This is a genomic window from Mesorhizobium sp. IMUNJ 23232 (assembly GCF_044326205.1).
Lineage (GTDB): Bacteria > Pseudomonadota > Alphaproteobacteria > Rhizobiales > Rhizobiaceae > Kumtagia.
Genome location: NZ_JBIRCY010000026.1, coordinates 85,890 through 108,809, shown reverse-complemented (window position 1 = coordinate 108,809; position 22,920 = coordinate 85,890). Strand labels below are relative to the sequence as shown.

General features: G+C 64.7%; 24 protein-coding genes. 2 read left to right on the top strand and 22 right to left on the bottom strand.

Annotation, left to right across the window (positions count from 1 at the left end; all coding sequences use genetic code 11):
* The coding region (locus ACH196_RS19490) for a hypothetical protein (RefSeq protein ID WP_396648583.1) at window positions 1–741 on the top strand (741 nt) is incomplete at its 5' end.
* 143 nt (window positions 742–884) lie between these two features.
* Here ACH196_RS19490 and fliQ read toward each other — a convergent pair.
* The 14 genes from fliQ to fliF form a co-directional block, all read right to left on the bottom strand.
* Window positions 885–1,151, bottom strand: a complete 267-nt coding sequence (gene fliQ, locus ACH196_RS19485; protein WP_396648582.1) for a flagellar biosynthesis protein FliQ — start codon at window positions 1,149–1,151, stop codon at window positions 885–887.
* A gap of 57 nt (window positions 1,152–1,208) precedes the next feature.
* A complete protein-coding gene (flgD, locus tag ACH196_RS19480; protein WP_396648581.1) occupies window positions 1,209–1,625 on the bottom strand; it encodes a flagellar hook assembly protein FlgD in 417 nt (138 codons plus the stop codon).
* Window positions 1,625–2,068: a flagellar biosynthesis repressor FlbT gene (gene flbT, locus ACH196_RS19475; protein WP_396648580.1), complete on the bottom strand. Its 444-nt coding sequence runs from the start codon at window positions 2,066–2,068 to the stop codon at window positions 1,625–1,627. Before flbT ends, flgD begins: the two co-directional genes overlap by 1 nt.
* A complete protein-coding gene (gene flaF / locus ACH196_RS19470) occupies window positions 2,065–2,412 on the bottom strand; it encodes a flagellar biosynthesis regulator FlaF (protein ID WP_396648579.1) in 348 nt (115 codons plus the stop codon). The genes flbT and flaF overlap by 4 nt, the downstream gene beginning before the upstream one ends.
* Before the next feature lie 18 nt (window positions 2,413–2,430).
* Window positions 2,431–3,480: a flagellar hook-associated family protein gene (locus ACH196_RS19465; protein ID WP_396648578.1), complete on the bottom strand. Its 1,050-nt coding sequence runs from the start codon at window positions 3,478–3,480 to the stop codon at window positions 2,431–2,433.
* A 3-nt stretch (window positions 3,481–3,483) separates the two neighbouring features.
* Complete coding sequence (flgK, locus tag ACH196_RS19460) at window positions 3,484–4,938, bottom strand: flagellar hook-associated protein FlgK (protein WP_396648577.1); 1,455 nt, start codon at window positions 4,936–4,938, stop codon at window positions 3,484–3,486.
* Window positions 4,939–5,001: 63 nt separating this feature from the next.
* Window positions 5,002–6,261, bottom strand: coding sequence for a flagellar hook protein FlgE (locus ACH196_RS19455; protein ID WP_396648576.1), 1,260 nt, complete (start codon window positions 6,259–6,261; stop codon window positions 5,002–5,004).
* A gap of 109 nt (window positions 6,262–6,370) precedes the next feature.
* A complete protein-coding gene (locus tag ACH196_RS19450) occupies window positions 6,371–7,039 on the bottom strand; it encodes a winged helix-turn-helix domain-containing protein (protein WP_396648575.1) in 669 nt (222 codons plus the stop codon).
* 222 nt (window positions 7,040–7,261) lie between these two features.
* Complete coding sequence (locus ACH196_RS19445; RefSeq protein WP_396648574.1) at window positions 7,262–7,810, bottom strand: transglycosylase SLT domain-containing protein; 549 nt, start codon at window positions 7,808–7,810, stop codon at window positions 7,262–7,264.
* Window positions 7,779–10,373 carry a flagellar hook-length control protein FliK gene (locus ACH196_RS19440; protein WP_396648573.1) on the bottom strand — a complete coding sequence of 865 codons (2,595 nt, stop codon included), beginning with the start codon at window positions 10,371–10,373 and terminating at the stop codon, window positions 7,779–7,781. The genes ACH196_RS19445 and ACH196_RS19440 overlap by 32 nt, the downstream gene beginning before the upstream one ends.
* Complete coding sequence (locus ACH196_RS19435; RefSeq protein WP_396648572.1) at window positions 10,370–11,830, bottom strand: chemotaxis protein MotC; 1,461 nt, start codon at window positions 11,828–11,830, stop codon at window positions 10,370–10,372. The genes ACH196_RS19440 and ACH196_RS19435 overlap by 4 nt, the downstream gene beginning before the upstream one ends.
* Window positions 11,827–13,101 carry a MotB family protein gene (locus ACH196_RS19430; RefSeq protein ID WP_396648571.1) on the bottom strand — a complete coding sequence of 425 codons (1,275 nt, stop codon included), beginning with the start codon at window positions 13,099–13,101 and terminating at the stop codon, window positions 11,827–11,829. Before ACH196_RS19430 ends, ACH196_RS19435 begins: the two co-directional genes overlap by 4 nt.
* Entirely contained in the window at window positions 13,098–13,718 is a 621-nt protein-coding gene (locus tag ACH196_RS19425; protein ID WP_396648570.1) for a hypothetical protein, read from the bottom strand. The genes ACH196_RS19430 and ACH196_RS19425 overlap by 4 nt, the downstream gene beginning before the upstream one ends.
* Complete coding sequence (gene fliF, locus ACH196_RS19420) at window positions 13,718–15,355, bottom strand: flagellar basal-body MS-ring/collar protein FliF (protein WP_396648569.1); 1,638 nt, start codon at window positions 15,353–15,355, stop codon at window positions 13,718–13,720. Before fliF ends, ACH196_RS19425 begins: the two co-directional genes overlap by 1 nt.
* Before the next feature lie 113 nt (window positions 15,356–15,468).
* Between fliF and ACH196_RS19415 the strand changes: the two genes are divergently transcribed.
* Window positions 15,469–16,197 (top strand): class I SAM-dependent methyltransferase, encoded by a 729-nt coding sequence (locus tag ACH196_RS19415; RefSeq protein ID WP_396648568.1) that lies wholly within the window; start codon window positions 15,469–15,471, stop codon window positions 16,195–16,197.
* 30 nt (window positions 16,198–16,227) lie between these two features.
* Here ACH196_RS19415 and ACH196_RS19410 read toward each other — a convergent pair whose 3' ends face one another.
* The 8 genes from ACH196_RS19410 to ACH196_RS19375 form a co-directional block, all read right to left on the bottom strand.
* Window positions 16,228–17,238: a flagellin gene (locus ACH196_RS19410; protein ID WP_396648567.1), complete on the bottom strand. Its 1,011-nt coding sequence runs from the start codon at window positions 17,236–17,238 to the stop codon at window positions 16,228–16,230.
* A gap of 229 nt (window positions 17,239–17,467) precedes the next feature.
* Window positions 17,468–18,463, bottom strand: coding sequence for a flagellin (locus ACH196_RS19405; RefSeq protein WP_396648566.1), 996 nt, complete (start codon window positions 18,461–18,463; stop codon window positions 17,468–17,470).
* A 286-nt stretch (window positions 18,464–18,749) separates the two neighbouring features.
* The gene (locus ACH196_RS19400; protein ID WP_396648565.1) at window positions 18,750–19,136 is read right to left on the bottom strand and encodes a hypothetical protein; all 387 of its coding nucleotides are present in this window, start codon (window positions 19,134–19,136) and stop codon (window positions 18,750–18,752) included.
* Window positions 19,137–19,277: 141 nt separating this feature from the next.
* Complete coding sequence (locus ACH196_RS19395; protein WP_396648564.1) at window positions 19,278–20,264, bottom strand: flagellin; 987 nt, start codon at window positions 20,262–20,264, stop codon at window positions 19,278–19,280.
* A gap of 214 nt (window positions 20,265–20,478) precedes the next feature.
* Window positions 20,479–21,210 (bottom strand): flagellar type III secretion system pore protein FliP, encoded by a 732-nt coding sequence (gene fliP, locus ACH196_RS19390; RefSeq protein WP_396648563.1) that lies wholly within the window; start codon window positions 21,208–21,210, stop codon window positions 20,479–20,481.
* On the bottom strand, window positions 21,207–21,722 hold the full coding sequence (gene fliL, locus ACH196_RS19385) for a flagellar basal body-associated protein FliL (protein WP_396648562.1): 516 nt from the start codon (window positions 21,720–21,722) through the stop codon (window positions 21,207–21,209). The genes fliP and fliL overlap by 4 nt, the downstream gene beginning before the upstream one ends.
* An 11-nt stretch (window positions 21,723–21,733) precedes the next feature.
* Entirely contained in the window at window positions 21,734–22,438 is a 705-nt protein-coding gene (flgH, locus tag ACH196_RS19380; protein WP_396648561.1) for a flagellar basal body L-ring protein FlgH, read from the bottom strand.
* Window positions 22,435–22,875: a MotE family protein gene (locus ACH196_RS19375; RefSeq protein ID WP_396648589.1), complete on the bottom strand. Its 441-nt coding sequence runs from the start codon at window positions 22,873–22,875 to the stop codon at window positions 22,435–22,437. The genes flgH and ACH196_RS19375 overlap by 4 nt, the downstream gene beginning before the upstream one ends.
* Window positions 22,876–22,920: the final 45 nt, after the last annotated feature.

Sequence of the window (22,920 nt, the reverse complement as noted above, 5' to 3'; positions counted from 1 at the left end):
CTCTACCGCGCCATTCTGCTGCTGCTGCGCCCGGCCGAATCCGCCGCCCGGCGGCTGATCATCGCGGCGGCGCAAGGCATCGTGGTGACGCTGCCGCCGTTTCGTCCGCGCAAGCCAAAACCAAAAATTTCCGACACGGTGGCCGCCATGCGCCGCCTCGGCCTCGCCGTCACCCTGTCGAAGGAGGATTTTGCCCGCTTTGAGGCCGAGCGGAAAGCCGCCGAACGGCGCGCCTCTCACCCGCGCGGACAAAACCTGTCGCTGCTCGATGCGCTGAAATATCCCTTCCGCATCCGCCGCAACTATGTGCCGGCGCATGCCGTGCCGCGCATCCGGTCGCTCGACGACGACGCGCCACGCATCCCCCTGCCGCCGCCGCCGTCGCGCGACGATCCGATCAATGCGGCAAAACTGACGCTCAGGCTGGATGCGCTGGCCTCAGCGCTCGACGATCTTCCCGGCCAGGCAAAACGTTTCGCCCGCTGGAAGGCGCGCAACGACGCAGGCCTTGCGCGAGACAAAGCGGCCCGCGACGCGGCGGCCGCGAGCGGCAAGCAGGGTCCGGTCCGGTTCAGGCGTTTTTCGCCGCTCCGGCGCGGGCGGCCGCCCGGCGGAAGATTGCCGCGTTTCGACCCGGATGCTCCGAAACGCAAGAACATCCGCGAGGTCGATGAGATTCTCGCGCATGCCAATGCAATGGCGTACTACGCGCTGGAGCCGCCGCGGCGCAACTCGTCGTGATGCGCGGCGGCCGGCGGGTCTCGAAAAGCAAAATATCTCAACGATTTAACGGCCAACCGAACAAGAATCCGGGTGTGTGGCGATCCGTGCCGGCACAAAAAAATGCCGCCGCACATCTGTTGGCGAGGCCGGCCGAAACCTGCCTAAAACCCCGTCTCGATGCGCTCGAAGATGACGTTGGAGAAGGCGGTGATCTGGCCGCCGATGTAGGGACCGGTGAAAGCGATAACCAGCAGGATGGCGACGATCTTCGGCACGAAGGTCAGCGTGATTTCCTGGATCTGCGTCAGCGCCTGGATGAGCGCGATGCCGATGCCGACGATCATGGCGACGCCGACCGCCGGTCCACAGGCCGTGAGAACGGTCCAGATGGCGAACTGGACGATGTCGAGCGCGTCGGCCTCGTTCATGAATTTCCCTCCGGTGTGAGCGGGCTGGAAATGCTGTGCGCCATCGTTGGAAGCGCGCTAGTTGGTCGCGGAGATGACGAGGCCCGCGCCCACCGGAATCTCCTTGCCGCTGACAAGCACGGCGGTCGCGCCGCCGGTGGTCAGCCGGACCTCCTTCACCTCGCCGCTGATCTTGCCGTCGGCTGATGTCACCGTGCGCCCGATCAGCGCGTCGGCCTGCGCCAGCGTCGAGGCCTGGAGCAACTGGTCGAGGCGGCTGTTGATCTGCACCGACTGCTCGACCTGGCTGAACGAGGCGAGCTGCGCCACATATTGCGTGGAATCCATCGGATTGGTCGGGTCCTGGTTCTTCATCTGGGCGACAAGCAGCCGCAGGAAGGACTGGTAGTCGACAGCGGTCTTGGCGGCCGCGTCGTTCGAAGTTGATGTCTTGTTCGTGGTGTTCGTCTGAACCGCATTGACCGGCGTCGTCATCAGGCGCGCGCTCCCATCGCGATCGGCCGCAGGGTCGTCGCGGCGTCGTTTGCATGTCCCATGGCTTTCGCCTCCAGCCCGTAGAGCGAGCGAATGGTCTTCAGCGCCTCGAACACCGACCCTTCGCTGACCAGCGCGTCGACCTGCTTGAGGGCCGAGCTGATTTGCGGGTCCTCGAAGCTGGCGATCAGCAGCGGCAGCGATTTTCGGAACATGTCGCGCGCCTGCGCGGCCCCTTCCGGTTCCATCAGCATGATCTGCACCATGAAATAGAGCTGGCGCAGCGGCGTCGACGCCTGGCCGGCCTGCAGCACATGGCTCTCCAGCAGGAACTGCACGTCGTTCAAAAGCTCGATCGTCACCTTGCGGTCGGCCCGCACGACGGCGCCGTTCAAATAGATCTTCTCGTTCGGCTTCAGCGAAATCTTCAGCGTGGGTTTCATCGTATCCCGTCCCGGATGATCTGCGACACTTCGATCAGTCCCTCGAAATTCTGCGACCGGCCCTGCCGCACCTCTTCGGCCTCGCGCAGCAGCCACAAGCCGATCGAGATCAGGTTGGCGCGCAGTTCCTTCGGCAGGGCGTTCTCCGCATTGCCGAGGTCTTCTACGAAGGTGGTCCACAGCCGGTTGGTGAAGTGCAGGGCCTCGATCGCCTTGAGCGAGTCGGTCCCGGCCTGCCTGGCCTCGTCGAGCAGGGCGATGGAGCGGTTGAGAAGCTGGCGCTCCCGGTCCCGCGCGTCGGCGACCGAGTCGGTCTGGATGTCGGCGTAGGAGAATTGGTACATCGTTTGCCGTTGCTCGGGTTAGCTGATGAAACGCAGGATGCTGAGTTGCTGGAGCCGCGCGGTCAGCGCGTAGGAAGCTTCGATGTGGCTGAGCAGGTCGCTGACCCGCGTCTGCGCTTCATAGGGATCGACGCCGACCATGTCGCCGATCTGGCGCTCGAACAGGTCGATCTGCACCTTGAGCCGGTCGCTGGCGTCGCTGACGCGCTTCTGGATGATGCCGGTGGTGGCCTGCAGGTCGCCGATGTTGCCGACGGCCTGGCCGACAAGGTCGACGGCCTTGGCCAGAAGCGCCTCCAGCGCGCCGGGGCCGATATTGCTGTCGAACAGGTCGCTGATCGTCGCCGCTGCCATGGCAAGCTTGCGGATGCCGGGATCGTTGGCGCTGACGGAGGTTTCCGTGGTGTCGGAGAGCGTGACGCGGCTGACGATGCGCTGGTCGGTGGCGTCCGACCAGTTTGCCGCCCAGCCGGCGCCGAGGAACTGCGGCTCGACGGCCGCGGTGAGAAAAGCGTCCATCTGAGCGGCGGTGATGGAGGCCGCCGCCGGGTCGTTCTTGGCGAAGCCGAAATGCGACAGGAAGGCGGCGTCGAAGGCTGCCTTTGCCGCCGATCCCGGCGCGGAAAAATCGTCGATCGGCGTCACGTCGGTGTTGGTGCCGGCAAAAATGTGCTCGCCGTTGAAGCTGGTGTTGAGGATGCCGGTCAGTTCCTCCAGCATGATTTTTGCGCTGGATTGTGTGACGTCGCCGACGGCGTCGCCGGATGAGCTGGTGGTCAGCGTCGACAGGAAGGTCTGGGCGGCTTCGTGGATCTGCGTCAGCGAATCCTGCGTGGTCTTCAGCCGCGACGAGATCAGCGTGTTGGAATCGACGATGCCCTGCATGCGCTCGAAGTCGCGCGTGAACGATACCGTCTGCGCGGTGCGGGCGCCGAGGGCCAGGCCGGTGTCGGCAAGCTGGCCGGTTTGCAACTCCTTCTGCGCCTTGGTGAGTTCCGCCTGGGCGCGCACCAGCGAATAGCGCAGCGACTGGGAGAGGGCGGCGGTGGAGACGGACGTCGTCTTCATGGACTACCTCACCGCCGCCAGCAGCGCGGCCAGCATCTCGTCGACCGCCTTGATGATGCGGGCTGACGCCTCGTAGGAATGTTCGAGGTCGAGCAGCAGCGACATCTCGGCGTCGACATTGACGCCGGTGGCGTTGGAGAGCGCTTCCTGCGTGCGGGTGGCCAGCGCCTCCTTGTTCTCGGCGCCTTCCGATGCATCCTTGCGCACCGCCTGGAACCAGCCGATCGAGGCGGTCGAGAAATTGCTGAGGCTGATGTTGGTGGTCAGGCCGGCCGCCGTGTCGAAGGCCATCGGCTGGTCCATGCGGTCGCCATAGGCGATAAGAAGGTCCGCGAAGCTGGCGTTGCCGCCGGTATTGACGACATAGGCAGCGCCGTTGGCGCCGCCATCGCGCAGCAGTTCCGGATTGCCGCCGGCGCTGCTATCGAAGGCCGCGTTGATCCTGATCGAGCCGGCAAGGCCGTCGACCAGTGTACCGGCGGCAGGCACAGCCGGCGCGCCGGGCCAGGTGAAGAGGCCCGGCCTGTCGGCCACGGCCGTGCCCTTTTCGGCGAAGGCGGTGACCAGCCCTCGCGCGATCTCGTCAAGCTGGCCCTGCATCTTGGTGGCGACGTCGTCGCGCAACTGCACCATGCCGGCGATCTTGCCCGAGGCGTCGGTGTTGCCGCCGCTGCCTAGGCCGACCGGCACGCCGTCTATATAGACGGGGTTGCCGGCGCTGCCCGCCCCGTACGAGGTGGAGGCTTGGAAGGAGACCGTACGCGGCACCTTCTCGAACAGCGTCGCGCCGTCCTTGGTCATCAGCACCATGTCGTTGTCGCCGCGCGACAGCGTCGACAGGGGCACGTATTCGGAAATTTTCTTCAATAGCGCGTCGCGCTGGTCGAGCGCGTCGTTGACGTCGCGGCCGGCACGTGTGCCGAGGGTGACCGCCGTGTTGACGTCCTTGAATTCGGCAAGCAGCCCGTTCAGCTCGTCGACGGCGGTGGCGATCTGGCCGTCCATGTCGACGCGGAACGACTGGATCGAGGCCGTGCCGCCGTTCAGCGTGCGCACCACCTGGCGGGCGGCATCGATGGCGTTCTCGGCCAGGCTGCGGTTCGACGGCGATGCCGAATAGGTCTGCAGCGCTTCCTGGAACTTGGCGAGCGCCGTGGCGGCGGTCGTGCTGTTGTCGACGCCGTTGACGGAAATTTCGAGCTGCTCAAGGCCGCTGGAAAGTGCACCCTGGCCGCTCCACGACGACAAAGCGGAGAGATTCTGGCGGAACAATTGCTCGTTGGTGACGCGCTGGATGTCGACGACGCGCGCTCCCGGGCCGGTGCTGGAGACCAGCGCGACGCGTCTGGTGTAATCTGGATTCTTTGCTTCCTGGACGTTGCGCGAAACGACGCTGGTCTGGCGCCCGTTGTTGAGGAGCGAGGACTGCGCGATTGCGAGAGCGGAGGAAAGCGACATGCGTAAGGACTTTCAGGCGGCCCGCATCGCCGCGGACGCCCGAAGGCGCCGCGGCCCGCGATGCTACCTCTTGAGATTGACGAGGACGTCCATGAGGTCGGCCCCGGTCTGGAACACTTTCGAATTGGCGGTGTAGCTGCGCTGCGACTCGATCATGTTGGTGAGCTCTTCGGCCACGTCGACATTCGAGCTTTCGAGCGCGCCCGAGACGATCGCTCCATACGAGCCTTCCCCGGCGAAGCCGACCTGCACCGAACCGGACAGCGTGCTCTCGGAGAAGACGTTGCCCGGCAGCACATTGAGCTGATCCGGGCTCTGCACGCTGGCGAGCGGGATGCGGTAGAGGTCCTTGATCGAGCCGTCGCTGAATTGCGCGAAGACGGTGCCGTCGCTGGCGATTTCCACGGTGTCGATCGTGCTCGGGCCTGAGCCGTCGATCTCGGCCTTGCTGACCGTATATTCCTCGCCGAGCTGGGTCATCTTGGCGAGATCAATCGTCAGGTTCTGACCGCCGGGAATGGCGACGCTGATGTTCTTGGGGCTGGCCGCCGTGAGCTGGCCGGTGGTGCCGTCGAAGGAGAGCGTCTGCGTCGCCAGTGCCGGGCTGGAATAGGGGAACGAGGTGTTCGCCGCAGCGTCCGCCTGGTTGTAGATCGTGACTTCCCACGTATTGTTGGCGGTCTTGGTGCTGTAGACGTCGAGCAGCACCTCGCGGCCGAGATTGTCGTAGGCGAGCAGCGAGGATTTCGCCGAGAATTTTGCTGTGGCGGCATTCTGCGACGGCCGCTCGGCCGCCGGCACGATGTCGGCGCTGGCGGGGAGGTTGGCGCTGAAGATGCCGATCTTGCTCGGCGCGGCGGTCGTCTCGTTGATCTTGACGCTGACGGCTTCGAGGCCGCCGAAACCATTGGCGTTGGCGCTGGGGACGCCATTGGCGTAGCTGTAGCCCATCAACTGGAAACCTGCGGCGTTGACCAGCCGGCCTTCGTCGTCGGGCGTGAAGGCGCCGGCGCGGGTCATGAAGGTCTGCCCGTCCGCATCCTGGACGATGAAGAAGCCGTTGCCGTTGATGGCGAGATCGTTGGACGAGGTCGTGAAGCGCAGGTCGCCCTGCTGAGAAATGGCGTTGCGCACCGTGGTGGTGACGCCGCCCGAGGTATAGTTGCTGTTGGTGGACGGTATGATCAGCGACGAGAACTCGGTGCTGGAGCGCTTGTAGCCGGTGGTGTTCGAGTTGGCGATGTTGTCCGACACGGACGAAAGCCGGTTGGCCTGGGCATTCATGCCCGAGACGCCGGTGCGCATCATTCCATAAAGGCTCATCGGGAGGTCTCCTCATGATCCAGGCCGTTGGACCCGAGGATAGTCTTGCTGTCTTGCGCGAGGCTGTCGGCGCGGCCGCCGCCTGCCGAGGCCTGGGCGGGCGCCGGCATCAGACGATCAGCCGGTAGCCGAGGAAACGCTTGGAATCGATCGGGTCGAAACCAAGCCGCTCGCGCAGCTTCTTGCGCAGCTTGCTGATGTGGCTCTCGACGACGTTCTCCTCGACCTCCTCGTCGAAGAGGCCGTAGATGGCATTGAACACCTGTGTCTTCGTCACCCGCCGGCCGCTGTTGGCGGCGAGATATTCGAGGATTCTGCGCTCGCGGCGCGGCAGCGGCAGCGGCTGGCCGTCGATCTCGGGGTCGCGGCCGTCCATGAAGATGCGCATGCGGCCGATCTCGGTCGGCTTCTGCTCGTCGCTGGCGCGGCGGCGGATGGCGGCGATGCGCGCCAGGATCTCGCGGATGTGCACCGGCTTGCGGATGACGTCGTCGACGCCGGCTTCGAACAGCCGCAGCGTGTTTTCCAGGGAATGCTGTTCGCTGAGCGCGATCACCGGCGCGCCGGTGCGGTCCCGGATGGCGCGGGGCAGGACATTTTCGCTGCCGCAATCGCCGATCAGGAACGCCCTGACCGATTTCAAATCCTCGTCGGCGGCGCTGGAAACCCATTCGCCGAATTCGCCCGACTTAAAACCGGTGGTTGCCACACCTTCCCGGTCGAACAGTGAAGAATATCCTTCAGTGACGAGCTCTCGCTCGTCTACGATCACGATCATCGGCCCCCGCCTTTCGAATCATTCGCAGCGATCTGTGCAGCAAGGCGTAGTCGCGACGGCGACCCCGAAATATCGCTATTTCTTGTGGATAGTTTTTGGGGAGGCGCCGCGCCTAAAGGTTGTGCGTTGCGATGGCGGGTTGCATCTTCGTTCAGGACGGCGAGGGGAGAAGACGGCACGCAGCGGCGACCTGGCCGACATGAAAAGGTCTAGGCGGTATTGCTACTTTAAGTTGCAAAATGAACGGGCGTTGGTGGTCCACTTGCCGAAGCCTGTGGCGACCATGTTGGCGATGACGCGGCATACATAGCGCTTCTGCGCTGGGTCGTTGTCGGGGCCGGCGTGATAGCGCGCGACGGCCATCGACCAGGTGTCGTGGCGGGCGTGGAGCCTTGCCAGAAAACGCGCCGCGTAATCGACGTTCTTGCGCGGATCGAGCATGTCGCCGACGTTGGTGAAGTGCCTGGAATGGTAGTGGTGGTTGATCTGCATGCAGCCGAGGTCGATGAGCGTCTTGCCTTCGCTGCGGGCCTTTGCGAAAGCCGAAAGCGCCTGCTGGCGGCTTGCCGGAAAAACTGCTTTTCCTTCTATATTCAGGGCATTGGGCTGAAGGCTGCCCTTGTTTCCCGTCTCTGTCAGGCCGACGGCATAGAGGATGCCGACGGGTACGCCGTAGAGCTCGGCGGCGCGCAGAATCTCTGGTTCGCACGGGTTGCCGGCTGCTGCGGCGAAACCGGCGCTAGATATAAACGCCGCCGCGCCGATCAGCATCGCGCGAGGCCGTACCGCCGAAAGCACCCGAAGCATTGCCGTCATGACGTCCTCCCTGCTGACTGCCGGACCTGTTGCCGCCGTCGCCCGAACCCATGCCGCCGTTCGGCTGGTCGCGGCCCTGCGCCATGGGTTGCGGCATCGTGGCATCGGTGCGCGGGAGCATATTTTGAACGATCAAAGATTGAATTATGGAAATCTGTCCGACGTCGTAGCCGAGCGAGCGAACGGCTTTCTCGATCACCTGTTCCTCTCCCTTCAGCCGGTCATGCGCCTCGCGCGTGGCGACGCTGAGCTCGACTGTCAGTTGTGTTCCCGACATGCTCAACGTGGCTATGACCACCCCCAAATGTTCGGGATTGAGCTGCACCTGAAGGCTCTTGAGGACCGGCTGCGTACGAACGGATTGTGACTGTGTCGTCTGTGCAACAGGGGTTGCCCGCCAGGTCGGTTCGGAAAGAATCGCCGCGGCGACAGCGAGAGGCGGGGAGGCAGGTTGGGTCGCGGTTTCGACTGACTTGAGCGGACCCGTGACCACGCTTGGTTGAGTCGAGCGGCCGGGCTCGGGAGGGCCTTTGGCGTCGATCTCCGCATCGTCGTCCTTCGTTGTCGGCACGGTATCCGAAACAGGGGGCTCCAGGGCCTGGTCCGGCGACGCCTGACGCTCCATGTCCGGGGTCGCAGTGGCCGGCGCCGGCGAAAGCGTCCGCCACATCATCGCCGGAAGGGGTGCGCGGGGCGGTTCCCGCGGAGCAAATATCCGGGCCTCGTCTGGTGGCTCCGTCGGCGTGGCGGCCGGGCCGTCAAACGCCCGGGCGGCCGGGCTGGTGTCCTCGGCCCGTGCCGACTGGCGGTTCACATAACGTGCCGCAGCAGCAGTGAGCTCGACGGCAAATGATGGGGGCGGGGTCCCGACTCCTGGATCGGGAAGGTCGGATGCCGTCGCTGTGGCGCCCGGCTGCATCGGTCGCGCCGTCTGGGCCGGTATCGCGGACTCCTCCACGGAAGCTGATGCGATGGAAAGAGTTGGCTGGACGGATGTCGGGGGTGCAAGGCGGACCGGCTCGTCCTGTGCCATAGCCGTGGGTGCGGCGACGGGTTCGGACCTTGCCGAGACGATTTGCGCCACGGTATTGGCCGGTATCTGCGCGGCAGCCGGCCGATATGCCGGGAGATCGGTGGCATCGGACGATGTTTTAGCGGCAAACAGGATCGGCGGTGCCTCTTTGCCCGCTGTCGTAATCGACGCTGCTGCCGCCATTGCTGTGGGGAGTGCTGGTCCGGCCGGCGGGTCGGGGTTCGGCATGTCGGCCGCACCCTCGCTGTCAATGTCGGTCGACGCGGTCTGCGGTTCGAGCCCGGCCGATATGGGTTCGTTCAAGGCAGAGACGGGCCTGGCCGATGGTGCGGGGGGCGGTCGAGCCGGCGCCTCCGTTCCTCTCGTCGTCAAATCGTCCGCGCGCGGCGTGCTACTGATGACGGTCTCTGTTTGCGCCGGCTCGCCTTCTGTCGGGGACTCTGCCGGACCTGGCAATCTTAGGGACACAAGCGAGGGGGAAGCGGAAGACGCTTCGGTTTGAACGGCGGTCCGATCGGGTTGGGCAATAGCAAGCGGGTCCGACGTGAAGGCCGTCGCGACCGGGGCATTTGCCGCAGTTGCTGGGCTGCGTGCGGCGGAATTGGTCGCCTTGTCGGGAGATGGCGCTCGCTGGTTGGCGTGATGATCCGGGATCGGCTGGCTGGAGCCTGTGGGCGCCTGAGTAAGATGCGTTTCGGCGGGAGCCAGTTCGGCATGGGCCTGCCTGGTCTTGACAGGTTCGGCCGGTATCGGCGTGACCACGATGCTTGAGGACTTCGCTGCAGGGCCGGCAGGCGCCGGATGCCGATCGGCATCGTGATGTGAAGGCCGTTCGGCGTCGGCGGCGAATGTCGGCTTCAGCCGGTTTTCGACCGGGGCGTTTGCGGTGGGGCTTCGCGCCACATCAATAGGCGGGGCTGCTGCGCCGGCTCCTGGATCTTCGTGTTTTCCGTCGAGGATGTTGCTTGAGCCTGTTGTAACCCTTGGGAGATCAGGCTTTGCCTCGGCCGGCATGTCCGCGGACCGTTTTGCGCCGTTGTGTCGCCGTGGCAATTCTGGGAGGTCCGGCGTCGTGACGGCGGCGGCCGGCGTCCCGGTGGACTGCATTGTGTCTGCATCGGATGCATCCGACTCGCCCTTGCGTCGCGGATGATCGTCCGGCGCAATGACTTCGGAGTCCTTGCCCGCACGCTCATAGGTGGGGGCGGGGCGGTCATGATGGACTTCCTGCCCAGTGCCTCGCTCCAGATGGCCGACGAACCAAGTCTCTGGTTGCGTTGCATCGGCTTGGTGGTCGCGCGCAGCGATATGGCGAGCGGAGGCGTCGATGCGTTCGCCGCGCGCCGCACGTGCTGTAGCGGCAGGCTCGATCGGGCGGACCAGTTTCGAGAACGCTCCGTCGCTGGGATGCCCGGCGCCGCGAAGCGCGTGTTTTGCGTGTTTTGGCGGGAGCAGTCCGGGATTGGTGATATCCGTCGTTTTCAATCCTCGGCTCCCGCCAGCAATGCATCGATTTCGGCAAGTCGCTTACGCCCATCGGCGACGGCCGCATCGACGGGATCGGCAGGAGCCGCGGCCTTGCCGGCTGCGGCGGTAGTGGAGGCCGGTCCGTCGGCCGCCATCTCCGGCCGAGCGGCTGGTTCGGCCAGCGCAGGCTCTTCGTCCACGGCTGGCTCGGCTTCCTGCGGTTCGGCGGATGCTTCCACAACTGGCGGAATGTCGGCGTCTTCGGGGCTGGCTTTCTCGGGAGCGATATCCGCCTGACCGGCATCGTCGTGGTTGGGCGCGCCTGGGGCGGCATCGTTTGGCGCCCCCGCGATCGGCAAGGAGACGGCCGGCTTCTCGGCCACGGCGGGATCAGGCTTCGGCGGTATGGCAATGGGCGCCAACGGCGCGGGCTTGTCGACGATGCCGTTGCTGACGGCCAGCACGGCATCGAGCAATTCGCGGTCGCCTTCCGAAAGCTTCTTGCGGTCGATTTTGCCGATGCGCTCGCGGATGACGTCCGCCGGCTCGGTCGCGACGCTGGTCAGGCTGGTATAGAGCAGCAAGCGCGGGTCCTTCTCCTGCTCGGACGGAATGTCCACGGCGTCGGCCTTGGCCGCGGCATATTTGGACAGCGCCACGAAACCCTCGATCGCCGCGCGGCGCGCTATGCGCAGGTAGACCACCTTGCGCTGCTCAGGATTCATCAGCGCGACCACCGCGTCGACGGAGGCGAGGTCGAGCTTGTCCTGCAGCTTGATCACGCCGGCCACCAGAGCGTCGGCGAACTGGCTGGCATAGGGGGAGCGGATGTAGCCGCGCGCATACTGGTCGAGGGCGCGCACGAAACGCTGGGGATCCTCGACGGTCGCGGCAAGCGTGATCGAGCGGCGAAGGGCTGCTTCCTCGACCAGCGAGCCTGGGGAGAGCAGGCGCGCCTGGTCGAGCATCCTCAGCGCGCCCACCGGGTCCTCGAGCGCGGTCAGCGAGCCCTTGAGCAGCGCGATGAACGAGCCGATCTCGGCCGGTTCCTGCATCGGGTCGACGGGCTTCAATACCGCCGCGGCGTTGCGCGTGCCGCCATTGAGGTAGCCGAGGATGCCGGCCGCGATGCGGCTGTCGCGTTCCTCCAGGTGCAGCCGGAGCAGGATGGATTTCAGCGTCGCCGGATTGCCGCCGCTCATCGCGTAGACCAGCATGGCTTGCAGATTGGTGGGCTGCATGAGTTCGGCCGCGCTTGCTTTGCGCAGGCGCTCGTCGATCATTTCGAGAAGGCGGCGCTGGATCGGCAGGGCGGCATGGTCGCCGACGGCAACGCGGTCCTGCACATGCTGCAGCGAACGTACCATCTGATAGGGCTGTAGCTCCGGCATGTCGTCGGTCGGTTGCGCGCGAGCGCCGGCGGCGCAGAGCACACATGCACCCAACAGTGCGGCGGCCGGCGCCAAAAACCTCATCCGCCGATCTCAAGCAGAATTTCGATGCGGCGATTGATCGCGGCAAGCGGATCGGCGCCGTCCTTCGGCTTGCGGTCGGCAAAGCCGGAAACCTCGGTGACGCGGCGCTCGTCGAGACCGGCGCGCACCAGCATGTAATAGGCCGAATGCGCGCGAGCGGTGGAAAGCCGCCAGTTGTCGTAGCCATTGCCCTTGTAGGGCCGGGCGTCGGTGTGGCCGCTGATGGTAACGGTGCCTTTCTGTTTGCCGATCGCCTGGCTGATCTTTTCCATGGCGAGCACCAGTTCGCGGCGCGGCAGCGCCGAGCCGATCTCGAACATGCCGAATTCGAGCTGGTCGGTGACCGAGACCTGGACGCCCTTGCCGGTGGCGACGACCGAGATGCCGTCCTTCATCTTGTCGCCCGGCAGAAGTTCCTCGGCCAGTTCCCTGCGGATCTGGTCGGCTGCTTTCACGGTCTCGGGCGTGGGCTCGGCTTTTTCCGGCGGTGATGCGGGCTTTTCGGAGGGTGGGGCTGTCAGGTCTTTGGATACAGCTGCCCCGGACGGCGGCGCCGAGGGGGATGCCGGCAGCGGCTTGGCGTCAGCGGCGGCAGCCTTGGCCGGAGGTGGCTCCTCCACCGCGGCCTCGATTTTCGCCGGCGGCGCCCCGGCTGATGTTTCTTCGGTGCGCTTCGGCTCGGCGCTGGCTTCCGCCTCGCTGGGCAGCGCGACCTGCTGCGACCAGAAGTCGGGCGCAAACGGATCGCGGTAGGCTTCGCCGCCGGACGCGCCGGTGGCGGGGCCGGCGACCTGCGCGCCGCCGTCGCCCTTCTCGCTGATGTTCTGCTTGATGCCGGTGTCCGACGCGATCTCGGCCAGCACCGCGTAGGGATCGGAGAACAGCTTCGCGTCGGCCTCCTTCTTGATCTCAGAACTCTCGACTGTGCCTTCGTTGACCGACGGTCCGGCCTTGGAGTCACCGCCTTCCGAATTCTTTTCCGCCGCGCTGCCTGCCTGTTCCGGGCCATCGCCCTCGTCCTCGAGGCTCTTGCGGGCAGCGTTGCGGTCGACCAGCTTGACCGGGTTGAAATAGCTGGCGACCGCAGCCCGGGTCTCTTCGTTGGAGGCGTTGATCAGCCACATCACCAGGAAGAAACACATCATTGCCGTCATGAAGTCGGCGAAGGCGATCTTCCAGACGCCGCCGTGGTGGCCCTCGTCATGATCGCCATGGCCGCGGCGAACGATGACGATCTCGTGGTGGCCATGCTGCGGATCGACGGCGCTCACGCGAGGATCTCCGACAGGACCGCCGACCATTCGGACAGCCGCGTCTCGAAGACGGTGCCGTCGATGGTGACGGAAAGATCGAAGCCTTCGGCCTCGACGTGATGGAGATTGGCGGCGCGCTCGGCAAGCACGGCGCTCAGGCCGGCAAAGAGAGACTGCGGGCCGCGTACCTCGATGCGCATAGATTCCGTGTCGCGGATGGCGCTCTCGATCGAGTGGGCCAGGCTTTGCAACGAACGCTGCCGCACATTGTCGCTGAGCACGCCGCCGAGCAGGCGCGCCACGACATCGGAAACATGCTCGCCGACGCCGTGTTCCAGTTCGGCAAAGCGAGCCGATATCGCCGCGCCTGCCTCGCCGCCGAGTTTTTCGGCGAGCGCTTCGACTGCCTCCTGATGCCGCTGCTGTTCGGCGAGCAGGGCGGCCTCGTGTTCGACGGTTAGGCGCATTATCACCGCCTGCTCGGCCCGCTCGACCTCGGCGCGGACGATCTCGGCAATGTCGACTTGCGGCGGTGGAGGTGAGGTGACGGCCATGGGCGCGGCGGGGCGCACCTCCGGTCGGGCGGGTACGCCGAAATCCGGCAGGGCGTCGATGAGCCTCAGCGCGGCCATCATCAGCCCGCCGCTTCCGGGGCCGCCCATTTGCGCAGGATCAGCGCGGTGCGTTCCTCATTGAGGTCGACCATGCGCGCCAGCCGCTCCTGCGGAGCCGGTTTCAGCTTCTGGCGCAGGTCGTCGAGAGCCGTCGGCGCGGCGGTCCTGCCCGGAAGCGCGGTAACCGAGGCCTCGCCGTTCTCCGGATTTGGCAGCGAACGCTGCACCTCGTCGAACGACGGGCCGGGCAGCGCCGGGGCTGTGGCCGGCGTGCGCATGGCGGCGACCATCGGGCGCAGGCCGAAAAAGGCGAGCAGGAACACGACCACGATGAAGGCGGAGGCGTTGATCATGGTGCCGACATGCTGGCCGATCTTGTCCATGATGCCGGGCATGGCGACCTCGCTGCCGTCCAGCCCGTCGATGAACTCGACCGCCGAGACGTTCAGTCTGTCGCCGCGCGCCTCGTCCAGCCCGGCTGCAGAGGTGACGACCTTCTGGATGTCGGCGATGCGTTCGGCGAGCTTTTCCGGCGTCGCGCCCTCGCCGAGGATTGTTGCCAGCCGCTGCTGGTTGACGACGACGGCGATGGAGAGCTTCGTCACCGTATAGCCGTTGCTGGTGGTCGAGATGCGCTTGGAGTTCATCTCGTAATTGGTGGTTTCCTCCTTGCGCTCGCTCTGCTCGGAGGATTGCGGGCCGGCGGTGGCCGGCGCCTGGGTCTCGGGGAGGTTCTGGTCGACCGAGGTCGGCGTCGCCGCCGTCTGCTGGCTGGTGTTCTCGTTGGAGCGGACGACCTGAACGGAGCGTTCTACCCGCGATTCCGGATCGAAGATCGTTTCTTCCGATTGGCGCATGTCGGTGTTGACGTCGGCCTTGACGCTGGCGCGGAAATTGTCCGGGCCGAGATAGGGCGCCAGCGCACGGCGGATGTTGTCCTCGATCTGCATCTCGACATTGCGCTCGACGCCGAGGGAGCGGCTGGCGCTGGAATTCGACGGATCGTCACCGGCGGCAAGCAAGGTGCCGCTGGAATCCAGCACCGTGACCTTCTCGACGCCGAGCCCGGGCACGGCGGCGGCGACGAGATAGCGGATGGCGCTGGCGCTTTTTGCGGCATCGAGGTCGGTGGCGCGGATGACGACGGAGGCCGAAGGCTGCTGCTCGTCGCGGCGGAAGGAGGCGCGCTCCGACATCACCAGGTGGACGCGCGCGGCCTTGATGCCGTTGATCGACTGGATGGTGCGGGCGATCTCGCCCTCCAGCGCGCGGACACGCGTCACCTGCTGCATGAAGGAGGTGAGGCCGAGCGAGCCGACATTGTCGAAGAGTTCATAGCCGGCATTGGCGCTGGTCGGCAGGCCCTTCTCGGCGAGCAGCATGCGCGCCGCCGCCGTCTTGCCTGCCGGGACCAGCACTGTCGTGCCGTCGGAGGCGACGTCGAAGCCGATGCCAGCGTCCGCGAGCACCAGGCCGATCTGGTTCACGTCGGAGCGTTCCAGCCCGACATAGAGTGTCTCGTAGGCTGGGCGGTTGAGATAGATCGAGGCGACACAGAGGACCGTCAGGACCAGCAGCGTGACGCCGGCCATGATGGCGAGGCGGCGCGGCCCGAAGCCCTGCAGATTGGCGACGATCTTCTGGAGTTGCTCGGGCACAGATCACGGCTCCACACGGCTTTCCGAGGACAGCCTAGACGTTGAAGCTTGTGCGAGGATGAAACAGCCTAAGGAAGCGGACAATCAGGCGGAACTTCCCTGCGACGCAGGCAATGATATTGTGGGTTCGCTTGATCCAGTGCGGGGGTCCATCCATGGCACTTATCGACGGTCCATTGGCTGTTGTCAGGTCGGTGCGATGGCCGATCGCTGGGCTCAAAATCCTCGACATCGGCTGCGGTTCGGGCGGCTTTGCAAAACAGCTTTCGGGCGAAGGCGCCATGGTGACTGGAATCGATCCGGCGGTGGAGGCAATTCGGCAAGCGGCCGCCACGGTTCCGCTGGCGAAGTTCGTCACGGGTGTGGCGGAGTCGCTGCCATTCGATGACGCGGCTTTCGACATCGCCGTGACGATTAATGCGTTGCATCATGTTCCCGAGGCGGCCATGCGCGCAGCCTTGAGTGAGGCGGCAAGGGTGCTGAAGCCGGATGGCGTGTTAGTCGTAATCGAGCCTACGGTGACCGGAAATTTCTTCGAAGCGCTGCGGCTGGTGGAGGACGAAACAATCGTTCGGCAGGCCGCGCAGGCGGCGATTGCTGCTGCGGTCTTGGCCGGCGAGTTCCAAATCGTCCGGTCTTTCGGCTACGTCCGACAAGAGGTTTTCGATACGGCAACGGCTTTTCTGGAGCGCGTCATCGCTGTCGACACGTCACGTCGAAACGTGGTTGAGCGCAACCGCTCAGCCATCACCGACGCTGTGGTTTCCGCCGCGAGATCCAACACCGACGGACGGCTGGTCTTCGACCAGCCAGTCAAGGTGGATATTCTCAGGCCCGCCTGAACCCTATCCCGACGTTGCCTCGGCGTTCGCTTAGCCGTTCTGGAACAGCGAGAGCACGCGCTGGGCGTTGGAGTTGGCGATCGACAGCGCCTGGATGCCGAGCTGCTGCTGGACCTGGAGGGCCTGGAGCCTGGTCGATTCCTTGTTCATGTCGGCGTCGACGAGCTGGCCGACGCCGCGCTCGATGGAGTCCATCAGGCTGGTGGTGAAGGTCTTCTGCTGGTCGATCTGCTTCTTGGCGGCGCCGAGGATGACTGCGCCGTCCTGCATCTCGCCGAGCGTCTCGTCGACGACTTTGATCATCTGCGCGATCTGCGCGTCGCTATAGCCGACGACGGTGAGTGTCGCCACGGCGTAACCGTCCGTGGCGGCGGGAGCGGCGCCGGGCGTGGTTGGATTCACCGCCGTGTTGGAGCGAACGCCGGTGGTGCCGAGGCGAAGGCCTTCGAGGATGCCCTTGTTGACCTGGTCGGCGGCGCCCGCGCCGGAGTCGTAGAGCTTGATGTTCTGCACCTTGATCTTGATGGTGCCCAGCGTGACGGTGCCTGCGGCGTCGCGATTGAAGGCAGAGACGATCTGCGCGTCATTGTGGACGCCCGCGGCGGTATGGCCGTTGGCGATGGTCGAGGCCACCGACAGCCAGTTGGCGCCGGAGAAGGTCGCGGCGTCGGCATAGCTCTTCAACTGCGACTGCAAGGTGGCGATTTCAGTCTGGATCTTGTCCTTGTCAGCCGGGGTCGCGCCGGTTGCCGCAACCACCTTGACCTTGATGTCGTTGACGAGATCAATCGCCTTGTTCATCGCGGTGTAGGCGGTATCGACCTTGGAGGCGCCGAGACCGAGCGCGTCCTGGACCGTCGACATGGCGCCGCGGTCGGAACGCATCGTCGTAGCGATCGACCAGTAGGCAGCGTTGTCGGCGGCTTCCGCCACACGGTATCCCGTCGAAATCCGCGACTGGATGGTATCCAGCGACTTGTTGGTGGCTGCCAGGCTTTGCAGCGCCGTCAGCGCCGAAGCGTTCGTCATAATGCTCGACACGAAACCCACCTCATCCTTGACCGGACCATCGTCCGGCGAATCACGCCGATACAATCGCGCATCAGGTGGATCGCCGTAACCCTTGCTTAACCATGATTACAGGCAGCATGGTTAATTCTGTCTTAAGGTGCTGGCGGTGCTACGGATTTGAGGCTCCAAACGCTGAACGGGCCGCGCTTCGATCGAAGCGCGGCCCGCTGAACGGTTGGCGAGATGGGTGGCGGCGCTGTTAGCCGCGGAAGAGCGATAGGATCGACTGCGAGTTGCCGTTGGCGATCGACAGCGCCTGGATGCCGAGCTGCTGCTGAACCTGGAGGGCCTGCAGGCGGGTCGATTCCTTGTTCATGTCGGCGTCGACCAACTGGCCGATGCCGCGGTCGATCGAGTCCATCATGCTCGAGGTGAAGGTCTTCTGCAGGTCGACGCGGGTCTTGGCGGCGCCGAGATTGGTCGCGGCGGTGGTCATTTCCTTCAGCGCGGCTTCCGTCACCGTCAGCATCTGGCCGATCTGGGCATCGCTGTGGCCCTTCACCGAGAGCGTCGAGACCGTATAGGTGTCGCCGGCGGCCGGAACGGCGCCGCCGGTCGGAACCTGTGCGGCCGCGTTGCGCGCGCCGGTGGTGCCGAGGCGAGTGGCATCGAGGATGCCGTCGTTGAGGCCGGTGGCGGTGGCGAAGGCGTCGTAAAGCTTGATGTCCTGGACCTTCACGTCGATGGTCGACAGCGTGACGGAGCCCGCCGCATCGCGGTTGAACGAGGCGACGATCTTGACGTCGTTGAAGGTGCCGGCGGTGGTGTGGCCGGTCGTCGTATCCGTCGAAAGCCAGTTGGCGCCGGAGAAGGTGGCGGCGTCGGCATAGCTCTTGATCTGGCCCTGCAGGGCCTTGATCTCGATGTCGTATTTCTCCTTGTCGGCGGCCGAAGCGCCGTTGGCGGCGACGAGCTTGACCTTGATGTCGTTGACCAGTTCGATCGCCTTGTTCATGCCCGTATAGGCCGTGTCGATCTTGGAAGCGCCGAGACCGAGTGCGTCCTGCACGGTCGACAGCGCCCGGTTGTCGGACCGCATCGTGGTGGCGATCGACCAATAGGCGGCATTGTCGGCAGCCTCGGCGACGCGGAAGCCGGTCGAGATGCGGCTCTGGGTGACTTCGAGGTTCTTGTTGGTTGCGTTGAGGGTCTGCAACGCGGTCATTGCTGACGCGTTGGTCATGATGCTGGCCATGGGATACTCACCTTACTGGAAAGCAGTACTGAACAGGCATACCGGATCGACCGGTATGACGGTGTGGCATCATGCCCATGATCGTGCGCTGACGATCAGCCCGCCATTTCTTGAGCGGACTATGGCAGGGACACGCTACCAAACGCATAAGCGTTATGGTTAGCAGACGGTGAATTGCCTGCTTTGTTGGCGCAGGCAATACAGCGCGGAAGCGGGCTATGTCCGGAGGTCTAGCGGCTTGCCTGCAAGTATTTCGACCGATACAGCTCGGCAACGAATGTATCCGCTAAGGCCGTAACAAGGCCCGAGTTCCAGTTCGTAGTCTTCCGAAGATGGATCCGTCACGTAGTGGGTCTGGCTTTCTGGCCGATCCAAAGCGCGCCTGACGACCAGCTCCGACAAGACGTTCTGGGGGGCCGAACCCCTTGAGTTGGATGTGGATGATGTCTGTCATCACAAACGTGACCACGGCATGTCTGTCGCAGATAAAATGGCCGCGCTCATCTGTCTGGTTCAGCCCGCGCCAAAAATAAACATTAAGGCGGCTGGGCGCTCGTCGGCGCAGGTCGAGACCTACCACCTCGGCATCATGGAAGGTCGGCACGAAGCCGAACCAGTCCACCACTTCGGCGGCGCCTGGAATAGTTGCGAAGAGAGGCGAGGTTTCAATCATTGCTGGATAGGAGCATCCCTGGCCTGATGGTCAAGGGGCTTGGGCCGAAAGTCGTGGGCTGTTCCGATAAATCAGACGGGCCGCGCTTCCCCCGAAGCGCGGCCCGTCGAAGCTGTTGCCTGGACGGTTCTTCGTCTTCTCTTAGCGGAAGAGCGACAGGATCGACTGCGAGTTGCCGTTGGCGATCGACAGCGCCTGGATGCCGAGTTGCTGCTGGACCTGGAGGGCCTGAAGCCTGGTCGATTCCTTGTTCATGTCGGCGTCGACGAGCTGGCCAATGCCGCGGTCGATCGAGTCCATCATGCTTGCAGTAAACGTCTTCTGCAGGTCGACGCGGGTCTTCGATGCGCCGAGATTGGTCGCGGCGGTGGTCATTTCCTTGAGGGCTGCTTCCGTAACCGTCAGCATCTTGGTGATCTGGGCGTCGCTGAAGCCCTTCACCGAGAGCGTCGAGACCGTATAGGTGTCGGTCGCGGCGTCGGTGCCGGGGACGACAACCGCGGGAGCGGCCTGGCGGGCGCCGGTGGTGCCGAGGCGCACGGCGTCGAGGATGCCGTCAGTGGTGCCGTCGGTCGAGCCGCCGTCATAGAGCTTGATGTCCTGGACCTTCACGTCGATGGTCGACAGCGAGGCGGCGCCGGCCGCGTTGCGGTTGAAGGAGGCGACGATCTTGACGTCGTCGAAGGTGCCGGCCGTGGTGTGGCCGCTGGTGGTGTCGACCGACAGCCAGTTGGCGCCGGAGAAGGTGGCGGCGTCGGCGTAGCTCTTGATCTGGCCCTGCAGGGCCTTGATCTCGATATCGTATTTTTCCTTGTCGGCGGCCGAAGCGCCGTTGGCGGCAACGAGCTTCACCTTGATGTCGTTGACCAGCTCGATCGCCTTGTTCATGCCGGTATAGGCAGTGTCGATCTTGGAGGCGCCGAGACCAAGCGCGTCCTGCACGGTCGACAGCGCCCTGTTGTCGGAGCGCATCGTGGTAGCGATCGACCAATAGGCGGCATTGTCAGCAGCTTCGGCGACGCGGAAGCCGGTCGAGATGCGGCTCTGGGTTATTTCGAGGTTCTTGTTGGTGGCGTTGAGGTTCTGCAACGCGACCATTGCGGACGCGTTGGTCATAATACTGGCCATGGATACTCACCATACTGAAAGCAGTACTAATAGGCATACCGGATCGACCGGTATGACGGTGCGGCATCATGCCCATGACCAAACGATCACCCCCGCCATGCAGGGGAGACCATCGCAGCGACTCGCTACCAAACGGATAAATCAGAAGGTTAATAAAAGATTGACTGGGGTGAAAACGCCACCAGGACGTCCAAATCCGTGTCGTGATTACGAATTAAGTAAACGACCTGACAAGGCTGCCGACCAGGAGGTTCCATCCGTCGATCAGCACGAAGAACAACAGCTTGAACGGCAGCGAGATCACCGTCGGCGGAAGCATCATCATGCCCATCGCCATGGTGATGGTGGCGACGATCAGGTCGATGACCAGGAACGGCAGGACGATCAAGAAACCGATCTCGAAGCCGCGGCGGATCTCCGAGATCATGAAGGCGGGGACCAGGATGCGAAGGTCGACGTTTTCCCTCGACACCGTCTGGCCGCGCTCGCGGGCAAGGTCGGCGAACAGGTCGAAGTCCTTGTCGCGGACATTGCGGACCATGAAGTCGCGGAACGGATCGGAGATGCGCTCCAGGGCCACCGTCTCGTCGATCTGGTTGGCCATCAGCGGCCTAACGCCGTTGCTCCAGGCCTGATCGAAAGTCGGCGCCATGACGTAGAAGGTCATGAACAGAGACAGGCTGATGAGGATCAGATTGGCGGGTGTCGTCTGCAAGCCGATGCCGGCGCGCAGGATGGAGAAGGCGATGACGAAGCGGGTAAAACTGGTCGCCATGATCAGCAGGCCCGGCGCGATCGACAGCACCGTGATCAGGCCGAACATCTGGATGATGTAGCCGATCGTGGTCCCGTCGGCCTGGCCTATGGCGCCGAGGTCGATCTGCTGGGCAGCGGCGAAGCCGGTGGCGGCGAGGAGCGCCGCAAGAGTGACGAGGAGGCGTTTCATTCGAACAACAGCGTCCTGATCAGAACCTGCTTGACGTGGCCGTCGCTGCGGATGCGGGCGCGCTCCTCGAGATCGGATTTGAGATGCTGGTAGCCGCTCGCGCCTTCGATCTGGTAGAGCTTCAGCGTCCGCATATAGGCGAACAGGTCCTGGTGGATGGCCTCGATGAGGTCGGACGGCTGCGCGGCGTCGAGCAGCAGCGTCAGCTCCATGCGCACCCAGACGCGGCTCGGGGCCGCAAGGTTTGTGGTCATTGGCGCCAGCGACACCAGCAGCGGATTGGCTTCCGCCTCCTCGGCATGCCCGCCTTCCGCAGCGGGAGGCGCGCCATGGTTCTGGGCGGGCGCATGTGCCGCTTCTGCCGTTCCCTCCATGGCGCCTTCCCTGCCGAGATAGCCGCCGGCGAACCAGCCGCCGCCGACCGCCGCCGCCGTCATCACCAGCAGCACGGCGAGTTGCAGGATCAGCGACGGTCCCTTGATCGGCGCGGCGGTCTGGTCGGTGATGGCCATTGCCGCCCCAGTCAGAAGGGCAGGAGCTGGTCGGCAGCCTGCTGACCCCAGCCGGGTTGCTGGACTTCCGACAGGCGGCCCCGGCCGCCATAGGAGATGCGCGCCTCGGCGATGCGGTCGTAGGAGATGGTGTTCTCCGGGCCGATGTCCGTGGGCCGGACGATGCCGGCGATGGTCAGTACCCGAAGCTCGTAGTTGACGCGAACCTCCTGGGAGCCATGGATCATCAGGTTGCCGTTGGGCATGACGTCGGTGACCACTGCGGCCACCCTGAGATCGATGTCCTCGGACCGCTCGGTGGCGGCCTTGCCGTCGGTGCTGGTGGTCGAGCCGACGGCGCCCCGTCCGCTCGCCTCGCCGGTCGTCGTACCGTTCCAGTCGCCGGAGAAGGTGAGACCCATCGTCCGCTCGGCCACGCGGCTGCGATCGGATTCGTTCTTGAATTTCGCCCGGTCGCTGATCGAGATGCGGACGGTGAGGAGGTCGCCGGTGGCAATGGCGCGCGGATCGGTGAACAGCCGGCTCTGCTTGTCGTTCCACAGCGAGAAGCGCTTGACCGGCTGCGATTGCGGCTCGGCATAGCCGCTCTCCGACGAAGGCACCAGCGCCACGCCCGAGCCGACCGGCGACATGGCCGGCGCCTTGCCGATCTCTTTCAAGTTGGAGCCGCAGCCGGCGAGCAGGCCGAGCGCCGCAATGGCAAGAATTCTCTTCATGACGGGTCTTCCCTGCGCGCCGCGCTGACCATGATGCCGGTGAGCGTCGCGGCGGCCTTGCTGTTCATCTCGTTGAGGATGACGCCCGCCTTGCGGGAATCGAGCTTCATGAGGATACCGGCCGCGAGCTTGACGTTGAGCTCGGCGAGGCGCTCGGCGGCGGCGTCCGGCTTCATCGACGCATAGATCTTGACGACATTGTCCTCGGCCTTGGCGAGGAAGGTCTCACGTCGCTTCATCCAGCTTTCGTATTCGGCGCGCTTCTCCTCGAGCCGCTTGATGCGCTGGTCTATGTCGTCCTTGAGCTTCTTCAACTCCATTACCTGGAGCGAATAGCGGCGGTCGCGTGCGGCATCGGCGATACCGGTGCAGAATTTCTCGATCTCGGACGGCGACTGTGTGCCCGAGAGCGGGATGGTCTCGGTGGCGGCGGGCATGCTCGCGGCGACGAGCAGAATTGCTGCCGCGATGCTTGGCCGAGA

Bases quoted from the DNA above. Each gene is read 5' to 3' on its own strand.
- fliQ (WP_396648582.1), bottom strand. From the start codon at position 1,151: ATGAACGAGGCCGACGCGCTCGACATCGTCCAGTTCGCCATCTGGACC.
- flgD (WP_396648581.1), bottom strand. From the start codon at position 1,625: ATGACGACGCCGGTCAATGCGGTTCAGACGAACACCACGAACAAGACA.
- flbT (WP_396648580.1), bottom strand. From the start codon at position 2,068: ATGAAACCCACGCTGAAGATTTCGCTGAAGCCGAACGAGAAGATCTAT.
- flaF (WP_396648579.1), bottom strand. From the start codon at position 2,412: ATGTACCAATTCTCCTACGCCGACATCCAGACCGACTCGGTCGCCGAC.
- ACH196_RS19465 (WP_396648578.1), bottom strand. From the start codon at position 3,480: ATGAAGACGACGTCCGTCTCCACCGCCGCCCTCTCCCAGTCGCTGCGC.
- flgK (WP_396648577.1), bottom strand. From the start codon at position 4,938: ATGTCGCTTTCCTCCGCTCTCGCAATCGCGCAGTCCTCGCTCCTCAAC.
- ACH196_RS19455 (WP_396648576.1), bottom strand. From the start codon at position 6,261: ATGAGCCTTTATGGAATGATGCGCACCGGCGTCTCGGGCATGAATGCC.
- ACH196_RS19450 (WP_396648575.1), bottom strand. From the start codon at position 7,039: ATGATCGTGATCGTAGACGAGCGAGAGCTCGTCACTGAAGGATATTCT.
- ACH196_RS19445 (WP_396648574.1), bottom strand. From the start codon at position 7,810: ATGCTGATCGGCGCGGCGGCGTTTATATCTAGCGCCGGTTTCGCCGCA.
- ACH196_RS19435 (WP_396648572.1), bottom strand. From the start codon at position 11,830: ATGAGGTTTTTGGCGCCGGCCGCCGCACTGTTGGGTGCATGTGTGCTC.
- ACH196_RS19425 (WP_396648570.1), bottom strand. From the start codon at position 13,718: ATGATGGCCGCGCTGAGGCTCATCGACGCCCTGCCGGATTTCGGCGTA.
- ACH196_RS19415 (WP_396648568.1), top strand. From the start codon at position 15,469: ATGATATTGTGGGTTCGCTTGATCCAGTGCGGGGGTCCATCCATGGCA.
- ACH196_RS19405 (WP_396648566.1), bottom strand. From the start codon at position 18,463: ATGGCCAGCATCATGACCAACGCGTCAGCAATGACCGCGTTGCAGACC.
- ACH196_RS19400 (WP_396648565.1), bottom strand. From the start codon at position 19,136: ATGATTGAAACCTCGCCTCTCTTCGCAACTATTCCAGGCGCCGCCGAA.
- ACH196_RS19395 (WP_396648564.1), bottom strand. From the start codon at position 20,264: ATGGCCAGTATTATGACCAACGCGTCCGCAATGGTCGCGTTGCAGAAC.
- fliP (WP_396648563.1), bottom strand. From the start codon at position 21,210: ATGAAACGCCTCCTCGTCACTCTTGCGGCGCTCCTCGCCGCCACCGGC.
- fliL (WP_396648562.1), bottom strand. From the start codon at position 21,722: ATGGCCATCACCGACCAGACCGCCGCGCCGATCAAGGGACCGTCGCTG.
- flgH (WP_396648561.1), bottom strand. From the start codon at position 22,438: ATGAAGAGAATTCTTGCCATTGCGGCGCTCGGCCTGCTCGCCGGCTGC.
- ACH196_RS19375 (WP_396648589.1), bottom strand. From the start codon at position 22,875: ATGCCCGCCGCCACCGAGACCATCCCGCTCTCGGGCACACAGTCGCCG.